This window comes from Streptomyces cellostaticus, from assembly GCF_001513965.1.
GTDB classification, from domain to species: Bacteria; Actinomycetota; Actinomycetes; order Streptomycetales; family Streptomycetaceae; genus Streptomyces; species Streptomyces cellostaticus.
The window spans coordinates 1-9,336 of record NZ_KQ948083.1; the positions used below are offsets into that span (position 1 = coordinate 1).

5 protein-coding genes and 1 pseudogene are annotated in these 9,336 nt (G+C 71.6%); 4 read left to right on the forward strand and 2 right to left on the reverse strand.

All coding sequences use genetic code 11. The annotated features are described in order from the left end of the window. Positions 1 to 497 precede the first annotated feature (497 nt). Positions 498 to 1,157: pseudogene (locus AQI88_RS41900) on the forward strand (beta-galactosidase); the annotation flags it as partial. Then, positions 1,154 to 3,346 (forward strand): glycosyl hydrolase family 95 catalytic domain-containing protein, encoded by a 2,193-nt coding sequence (locus tag AQI88_RS41905; protein WP_067011054.1) that lies wholly within the window; start codon positions 1,154 to 1,156, stop codon positions 3,344 to 3,346. The pseudogene AQI88_RS41900 and the gene AQI88_RS41905, both read left to right, overlap by 4 nt. 299 nt (positions 3,347 to 3,645) lie before the next feature. Here the strand turns inward: AQI88_RS41905 and AQI88_RS41910 are convergent, their stop codons facing one another. Both AQI88_RS41910 and AQI88_RS41915 read right to left on the reverse strand, forming a co-directional pair. Beyond that, positions 3,646 to 5,688 carry a glycoside hydrolase family 31 protein gene (locus AQI88_RS41910; RefSeq protein ID WP_067011060.1) on the reverse strand — a complete coding sequence of 681 codons (2,043 nt, stop codon included), beginning with the start codon at positions 5,686 to 5,688 and terminating at the stop codon, positions 3,646 to 3,648. Between the two features lie 83 nt (positions 5,689 to 5,771). After that, on the reverse strand, positions 5,772 to 6,785 hold the full coding sequence (locus AQI88_RS41915) for a LacI family DNA-binding transcriptional regulator (protein WP_067011056.1): 1,014 nt from the start codon (positions 6,783 to 6,785) through the stop codon (positions 5,772 to 5,774). A gap of 346 nt (positions 6,786 to 7,131) precedes the next feature. On the opposite strand from AQI88_RS41915, the gene AQI88_RS44545 reads away from it, so the two are divergent. Both AQI88_RS44545 and AQI88_RS41920 read left to right on the forward strand, forming a co-directional pair. Next, on the forward strand, positions 7,132 to 7,278 hold the full coding sequence (locus tag AQI88_RS44545; RefSeq protein ID WP_244184647.1) for a hypothetical protein: 147 nt from the start codon (positions 7,132 to 7,134) through the stop codon (positions 7,276 to 7,278). Between the two features lie 123 nt (positions 7,279 to 7,401). Beyond that, positions 7,402 to 9,336: acyl-CoA dehydrogenase family protein (locus AQI88_RS41920; RefSeq protein ID WP_067011058.1), on the forward strand; the 1,935-nt coding region annotated here is incomplete at its 3' end.

Here is a 9,336-nt window from a genome sequence, read left to right on the forward strand (position 1 = left end):
AAGGAGGAATGGCGGCCTGCGGGTTCTGTGGCGCATCGGAGGAATCCTGGAGGCGGCCCTTGTGCACCCCCAGGTGGTCCCTTAACCTTCGCAGCAACATCGAAGCGCTTCGACTGCCTCCGGGCCGGGCCGCCCTGGCACCGAGAACGCTTCAGCTCAGCCAGATCCACTCGAGACACCGCAGCCGACGGCCCACCGCCGGGTGTCCTGATGCGCCATGAAGGGTTGACGCAATGACGCCGAACGCCGCCTCCGCATCCTCCGCGCCCAGCCCGAGAAGCCTCTCCGGCCGGGGCTTCCTCGGCCGGAGAAGCGGGCAGGAGGGCCGCAAGGAAGGCACCACCTCGGGCAAGGCGGCGCAGAAGATCCTCCCGGCGTACGTGGCCTCCGGCGTCGTGGCCCCGGACATCCCGGCGAAGAACGGCTCGGCGGCCGGCTTCACCACCCCCATCGCCATGGGCAAGCCGAAGACCTCGGTGGCGAAGAAGCTCGGCAGCACCTCCGACTTCGCCCACCCGGACCACGACCTGTCCGGCTACCGGCTCGTCGTCGTGCCCCAGCTCCACCTCCTCACGGACACCGCCATCGACAACCTCCTCGCCTACGTCCAGGGCGGCGGCACCCTGGTCTGCGGCTTCCTCACCGGCATCGCCGACGAGGACGACCGGGTCAGGCCCGGTGGCATGGACGCCCGGCTGCGCGAGCTGTTCGGCATCCGCACCCTGCACGAGTGGTGGCCGCTGGATGCGGGAGAGACCGTGGAGTGCGACGGCTTCCATGGCACCCTGTGGTCGGAGGAGATCGAGCCGGAGCCCGGGGCCGCCGAGACGGTGCCGTACAAGGGCGGCGAGCTGGACGGACTGCCCGCCGTGCTGCGCCGGGGGCGCCCCTGGTACGTCTCCACGCTGCCCGAGCCGGAGGCGCTGCGCGCGCTGCTCGCCCGGATCGCCGCCGAGGCGGGCGTACGCCCGGTGCTCGACGGGCTGCCGGCCGGCGTGGAGACGGTGCGCCGGGGCGAGCTGCTGTTCCTGCTCAACCACGAGCGGGAGCCGGTCACCGTCGAAGTCCCGGGCAGCCACCACGAACTGCTCGGCGCTATCACCGTCACCGGCGAGGTCACCCTCGGCCGCTACGGGGTGGCGGTGCTGCGGTCATGAGCCACGCACCCGTCCACGGCACCTGGGAGCCCGCCCCGGCCGCCCGCTGGGAGGACGCCTTCCTGAGCGGCAACGGCCATCACGGCGCCCTTGTGTTCGGCAATCCGAACGATGACCGGGTCATCGTCACCCAGCACACCCTGGTCCGCCCCAACGGCAGCGAACACGCCCGGCTGCCCCGGCTCGCCGCCGAACTCCCGGCAGTGCAGGACAGGTTGCTCGCCGGAGACCGCACGGCCGCCGAAGACTTCACCGACGGCCGCCCGCTCCAGTGGGTGCAGCCCTTCCACCCGGCCTTCCGGATACGGCTGCGCAGGCCCGGCGCCGGTGTCCGCGGCTACCGCCGGGCCGTCGACTTCACCACCGGCGAGGTCACGGCCGCCTGCGCCGACTGGAGCAGCCGCGTCTTCGTCTCCCGCGCGGACGACGTGATCGTGCAGGAGGTCGTGGCGGCGGACCTGGTCGTCTCGCTGGACCACCGGCTCCCCGGCGCCCCCGCCGGTCTGGGCGTCGGCCACGGCGCGCTCCTCACCCCCGAGGGCGCCCTGCTCAGCCTGCGCGCCCGCTACCCGGACAGCGACCGCGCCTACACCGGCGTGACCCTCGTCGCAGCCTTGGGCGGCACCGCCGAACTGGTCCCGCCCGGCGTCCGGATCACCGGCGCCCGCTCGGTGCTGCTGCTGACCCGGGTCCGCCGCCACACCGGCGACCTGGACGTGGTGGCCGAGGGCCGGGAGCTGCGCGATCTGGTCGGGAGCTGTGAGCGGCCGTACGCGGACCTGCGCGAGAGCCACCTGGCCCGCCACCGCACCGCCTACCAGCGGGTCACCCTCGACCTCGGGGCCGACCCGGACGAGCGCGCCCTGCCCGGCTCGGAGCTGCTCAAGCGCCCGCACAGCACCGCCCTGCTGGAACGGCTCTTCGCCGCCGGCCGCTACCACCTGCTCTCCAGCAGCGGCCTGTTCCCGCCCCGCCTGACCGGCCTGTGGACCGGCGACTGGAACACCGCCTGGTCCGGGGCGTTCACCACGAACGCCAACCTCAACCTGCAGACCGCCTCGGCCGTGGCCGCCGCCCTGCCGGAAGTGACGGACGCCCACGCACACCTGATCCACCATCGGCTCGCGGACTGGCGGGAGAACGCCCGCGCCGTCTTCGGCACCCGGGGCGTGGTCGCGCCCACACACACCGACGGCGAGCGCGGATACACGTACCACTTCGACCGCGAGTACCCCCACCAGCTGTGGACGGCCGGCGCCGACTGGCTGCTCAAGCCGCTGGTCGACCACGACGAGACACGCGGCGAACAGGATCCGCGCACGGCCGCCGTCCTCGCCGAGACCGCCCTCTTCTACGAGGACTTCCTGACCCGCACCGACGCCGACGGCCACCTCGTCGTCGTCCCGTCCTACTCGCCCGAGAACCGGCCCGCGAACGCCGGCTGGGGCACGCTCAACGCGGCCATGGACCTCTCCGCCGCCCGCCACGCCCTGCTGACCGCCGCCCGCTACCACCTCGAACAGGCCGACAGATGGCGGGCGTTGGCCGACCGGCTGCCCCCGCACCGGATCAACGCCGACGGAGCCCTCGCCGAATGGGCCTGGCCCGGCCTCGACGACACCTACGACCACCGCCACCTCAGCCACCTCTACGGCGTCTGGCCCCTCGAAGAGATCAATCCCTACGACACCCCGGACCTGGCCGCCGCCGCCCACCGCGCCCTCACCCTGCGCGGCGCGGAGAACCACTCGGCGCACGGCCACCTCCACCACGCCCTGATCGCGGCCCGGCTCCGGGACACCGGCCGGGTCGCCCACGCCCTGCGCCAGGTCCTGGCGGGCGACTTCTTCCACGCCTCCCTGATGAGCGCCCACTACCCGAACCGGGACGTCTACAACGCGGACGCCGCGCACACCCTCCCCGCCGTGCTGATCGAGATGCTCGTGCAGTCCACCCCGGACCGGCTCGTCCTGCTGCCGGCCGTCCCGGACACCTGCCCGCAGGGCGAACTCCGGGGCGTGCGGACCCGCTTCGGCGCGGAACTCGACCTCACCTGGGATCCGCACCGAGCCACGGTCGTCCTCAGACCCGGCCGCACCCACCGCATCGAACTACGGACTTCCTCCGGCACCGAGCCGCTCGACCTGGTCGCCGGAGAAGACCGCGTCCTCACCCTGGGGGCGCGGTAACCCGGGAAACTCCCCCCACCCATGGAAGGGACACCCTGGCAACCACCACCCTGAGCAGGGTCGCCAAGGCCCTGATCGCCCCGCGCTTGCCCTCGGCGCCACCGTCGGCCTCGCCTCCGCGCCCGGATCAAGGACACCAAGGGCTGGTTCGGCAACGTGACCATCGGTGACCTCCCGTTCGGCTGCGAGATCACCTCGTCGTCCGGCGGGCTGAACTTCACCACCAACAGCTCCGGCGTCAGCAGCAGCTGAGCAGCGCAGGGGGGCCGGTCCCGGGCGGGGCCGGCCCCCCTGCGCCGCTACTCGGCGATCGGCAGTTCGGCGCCGTCCCGCAGGAACAGCGGGATGCGGTCCAGCGGCGCGTCGACCGTCACCGCCGTACCCCCCTCGTACGTCCTGCCCGTCCAGGCGTCCGTCCAGCGCGCGCCCTGCGGCAGATACGTCGTCCGGGCCGTGGCGCCCGCCGTCAGCACCGGGGCGACCAGCAGGTCGCGGCCGAAGAGGTAGGCGTCGTCGACCGGCCAGGCCGCGTGGTCGTCGGGGAACTCCAGGAACAGCGGGCGCATCACCGGCAGGCCCTCCTCGTGGGCCTCCCGCATGACCTTCAGGATGTAGGGCCTCAGGCGCTCGCGCAGCCGCAGATAGCTCTCCAGGATGCGGCCGGCCTCCGCGCCGTACGACCACACCTCGTTCGGGCCGCCCGTCATCTCCGGGCCCAGCGGCATGCCCGGGTCGCGGAAGCCGTGCAGGCGCATCAGCGGGGACAGCGCGCCGAACTGGAACCAGCGGATCATGACCTCGCGGTACGCCGCATCGTGCGGGTCGCCGCCGTGGAAGCCGCCGATGTCCGTGTTCCACCAGGGGATGCCGGACAGCGCGGTGTTGAGGCCGGCCGCGATCTGGCGGCGCAGGGTCGCGAAGTCGGTGCCGATGTCACCGGACCACAGGGCGGCGCCGTAGCGCTGACTGCCCGCCCACGCCGAGCGGTTGAGGGTGATCACCTCGTCCTCGCCGGACGCGCGCAGGCCCTCGTGGAAGGTGCGGGCGTTCTCGCGCGGATAGAGGTTGCCGACCTCCAGGCCCGGGCCCGCCCAGTAGCGCAGGTTCTCCGGGAAGCCCGGCTTCAGCTCCGGCTCGCAGGCGTCCAGCCAGAAGGCCGTGATGCCGTAGGGGGCGAGGTAGTTGTCGCGGACGCGGGACCACACGAACTCCCGCGCCTCGGGGTTCGTGGCGTCGTAGAAGGCCACCTGGACCGTGGAGTCGACCCCCTTGTCCGGCCAGTCGGCGTGTGCCATCGGGCCGTACTGGGTGCCTATGAAGTGGCCGCGCTGCTCCATGAGCGGGTGGTTCTCGGACAGCGGCGAGACCGACGGCCAGACGCTGACCACCAGCTTGATGCCCAGCTCGGCCAGCTCGCGCACCATCGCCGCCGGGTCGGGCCACTCCTTCGGGTCGAACTTCCACTCGCCGAGGTGAGTCCAGTGGAAGAAGTCGCAGACGATCGCGGAGACGGGCAGGCCCCGGCGCTTGTACTCCCGTGCCACGTCGAGGAGTTCGTCCTGGGTGCGGTAGCGCAGCTTGCACTGCCAGAAGCCCGCCGCCCACTCGGGGAGCATCGGCGAACGGCCGGTCACCGCGCTGTAGGCGCGCTGGCCGTCGGCCGGGGTGCCCGCGGTGATCCAGTAGTCGAGCTGCCGGGCCGAGTCGGCCACCCAGCGGGTGCCGTTGGACGCCAGCTCCACCCGGCCGATCGCCGGGTTGTTCCACAGCAGGGTGTAGCCCCGGCTGGAGACCAGCACCGGGACGCTCACCTCGGCGTTGCGCTGTACCAGGTCCAGCACCAGGCCCTTCTGGTCCAGGCGGCCGTGCTGGTGCTGGCCGAGGCCGTACAGCCTCTCGCCCTCGTAGGCGGAAAAGCGCTGCTCCAGGCGGTGGTGGCCGTTGCCGACGGCCGTGTACAGGCGGGGGCCGGGCCACCAGAAGTGGGCGCGCTCCTCGGCGAGCAGTTCCGAGCCGTCGTCGGTGCGCAGGAAGCGGATCAGGCCCTCGGCGCTCACTTCCACGGTCAGTGCGCCGACCGTCAGCCGGCCTTCGCCGTCGACCGTCTTGACCGTGCTCCCGGCCGGCGGGCGCTCCGGAAGCAGGGCGCCCGGCAGGTCCTCCAGCACCGGGCCGCCGAGCCGGGCGCGCACCCGGACCGCGTCCGGACCCCACGGCTCGATCCGCACCGTCTCCTGACGTCCGCTCCACTCCAGCGCGCCGTCCCGCTCACGGAAGGTGCCGACGGTGGGGGAGGACTGAGCGAGGCTGACCTCGGGCTGAATTCCGGCAGGCTGGTTCACGGGCATGCTCCTGAAGTAAGGAGTGCAGACAGGGACAGCAGGCAGAGGTGTGCCCCGCAGGTGCGAGGCATCGACGGGGTGCGTCAGGACGCGGCGGGCGCCGGTCCCGAACTCGCCCGTACCGTCAGCTCGGGCGCGATCAGCACGACCTCGTCGGTGCCCCGCCCGTCCAGCTTGGCCACCAGGTGCTCCACGGCGTGCCGGCCCATCTCCTGTGCGGGGACGGCGACCGAGGTCAGCCGCACCGAGGCCTGTACGGCGACCTGGTCCGGGCAGACCGCGACCACCGACACGTCCTCCGGCACCGCCCGGCCCTGCTGGCGCAGCAGTGCGAGCAGCGGCTCCACCGCCGACTCGTTCTGCACGACGAACCCGGTGGTGCCCGGGCGCTCGTCGAAGATCCGGGCCAGGGTCAGGGCCATCGCGTCGTACCCGCCCTCGCACGGGCGGTGCAGCACCCGTACGCCCGCTTCCCGGGCGCGGGAGCGGAGCCCGTCGAGGGTGCGCTCGGCGAAGCCGGTGTGCCGCTCGTAGACGGCCGGGGCCTCGCCGATGACGGCGATGTCACGGTGACCGATTCCCGCCAGATGCTCCACGCACAGCGCGCCGGTCGCGCTCCAGTCCAGGTCGACGCAGGTCAGGCCGGTGGTGTCGGCGGGCAGTCCGATCAGGACGGACGGCTGGTCGGTGCTGCGCAGCAGCGGCAGCCGCTCGTCCTCCAGCTCGACGTCCATCAGGATCATGGCGTCGGCCAGCCCGCTCCCGGTGACCCGGCGCACCGCGTCGGGGCCCTCCTCGCCGGTGAGCAGCAGGACGTCGTACCCGTGCGTGCGGGCGGTGGTGGCCACCGCGATGGCGATCTCCATCATCACCGGCACGTACATGTCGGTGCGCAGCGGGATCATCAGGGCGATGATGTTCGAGCGGCTGCTGGCCAGGGCGCGGGCGCCCGCGTTCGGGTGGTAGCCGAGTTCCCGGATGCTCTGCTCGACCCGCTGCCGGGTGGTGGTGGAGATGGACCGCTTGCCGCTGAGGACATAGCTCACCGTGCTCGCCGAGACTCCGGCGTGCTGGGCGACCTCGGCGAGGGTGACCATCCGGCTCTCCAAGCTTTGTGAAGCGCTTCGACACTGCGCCATTGCCGACAAGGGTGAGTGAGGGTGTATTGACAGTACCTTCAGCCGGGGTGGGGTGTCCATAGGTTGTCGAAGCGCTTCGACATCTCTTTATGACAGCTATGCGTGCGCCGGAGTACGGCAACCTTTCGGCGGGCGGTGACCACGAGAGGGCGGTACACGAACCGTCCCCCGGAAGGACCCCCGATGCAACACCGTAGACCGCGCCTGTCGAAGAGAAGGCGAAGACGCTGCTGTCGGCCTCGGTCGCCCGCCGGTGACACCTCGTCGCGCTCCCGACTGCCCCCTACGACAGGACAGCGCGAAAATGAACCTCGACGGCTTCACCCAGGCACTCGTCAGGCGCAAACTGCTGAGCAACGACAAGTACGTCTCCGGGATCGAGTCCGGCACCGAGGTCTTCAAGGGCTCCGGCCGCCTGGACACCAAGTCGTACTCGGTGGAGATCGGCTGAAACATCCGCTGAACGGACGCGCGAGGGGTGGTGGGGTCGCCCCGTTTCGGGTACGAACGATCCAGTAGCACCGATCGGTAACGAACGGTCCCCCATCATCCTCTTCGCGGCGAGGTGAGCCTCATGTCCGCCCCCACCACCCAACGCACGACCGTCTCCGAGCGCGAGGCCCGTCAGGTGGCGGAGGCCGCCCGGGAGCAGGACTGGCGCAAGCCCAGTTTCGCCAAGGAACTGTTCCTCGGGCGCTTCCGGCTCGACCTCATCCATCCCCATCCGCTCCCGGACCCGGAGAGCGTGCGGCGCGGCGAGGAGTTCCTCGCCAAGCTGCGCGCCTTCTGCGAGACGACGATCGACTCCGCCCGCATCGAGCGCGAGGCGCGCATCCCCGACGAGGTCGTCGCGGGCCTGAAGGAACTCGGCGCCCTCGGCATGAAGATCGACCCCAAGTACGGCGGTCTCGGCCTCACCCAGCTGTACTACAACAAGGCCCTCGCCCTGGTCGGCTCCGCCAGCCCCGCGGTCGGCGCCCTGCTCTCCGCCCATCAGTCGATCGGCGTACCGCAGCCGCTGAAGATCTTCGGCACCCAGGAGCAGAAGGACGCCTTCCTGCCCCGCTGCGCCCGCACCGACATCTCCGCCTTCCTGCTCACCGAGCCGGACGTCGGCTCCGACCCGGCCCGCCTTGCGACCACGGCCGTACCCGACGGCGACGACTACGTCCTCGACGGGGTGAAACTGTGGACCACCAACGGGGTGGTCGCCGACCTGCTCGTCGTCATGGCGCGGGTGCCGAAGTCCGAGGGGCACAAGGGCGGCATCACCGCCTTCGTGGTGGAGGCCACCGCCGAGGGCATCACCGTCGAGAACCGCAACGCCTTCATGGGCCTGCGCGGCATCGAGAACGGCGTCACCCGCTTCCACCAGGTCCGGGTCCCGGCCGCAGGCCGGATCGGCCCCGAGGGCGCGGGCCTGAAGATCGCGCTCACCACCCTCAACACCGGCCGGCTGTCGCTGCCCGCGATGTGCGCCGGGGCCGGCAAGTGGTGCCTGAAGATCGCCCGCGAGTGGGCGGCCGAGCGGGAGCAGTGGGGCAAACCGGTCGCGCTGCACGAAGCCGTCGGCTCCAAGATCAGCTTCATCGCCGCCACGACCTTCGCGCTGGAGGCCGTGCTCGACCTGTCCTCGCAGATGGCCGACGAGGACCGCAACGACATCCGCATCGAGGCCGCCCTCGCCAAGCTCTACGGCTCCGAGATGGCCTGGCTGATGGCCGACGAACTGGTCCAGATCCGCGGCGGCCGTGGCTACGAGACGGCCGAGTCGCTGAAGGCGCGCGGCGAGCGGCCCGTCCCGGCCGAGCAGATCCTGCGCGACCTGCGCATCAACCGCATCTTCGAGGGCTCCACGGAGATCATGCACCTGCTCATCGCCCGCGAAGCCGTCGACGCCCATCTCTCGGTCGCCGGCGACCTCATCGACCCCGACAAGTCCCTGTCGGACAAGGCGAAGGCGGGCGCGAACGCGGGCGTCTTCTATGCCAAGTGGCTGCCGAAGCTGGTCGCCGGGCCCGGCCAACTGCCCTCCTCGTACCACGAGTTCAAGCGCGAGGCCGACCTGTCCGGGCATCTGCGCTACGTCGAGCGGCACGCCCGCAAGCTGGCCCGCTCCACCTTCTACGCCATGTCCCGCTGGCAGGGCCGGATGGAGACCAAGCAGGGCTTCCTCGGCCGGATCGTGGACATCGGCGCGGAGCTGTTCGCGATGAGCGCGGCCTGTGTGCGCGCCGAGCGGCTGCGCCGTGAGGGCGAGCACGGCCGCGAGGCCTACCAACTCGCCGACGCCTTCTGCCGTCAGTCCCGCATCCGCGTCGAGGAACTCTTCAACCGGCTGTGGACCAACACCGACGATCTCGACCGCAAGGTGGTCAAGCAGGTGCTGGGCGGGGCCTACGAGTGGCTGGAGGAGGGCGTCGTCGACCCGTCGGGCGATGGCCCGTGGATCGCCGACGCGACCCCCGGACCATCGACACGGGAGAGCGAGCGGCGCCCCTTCGGGGCC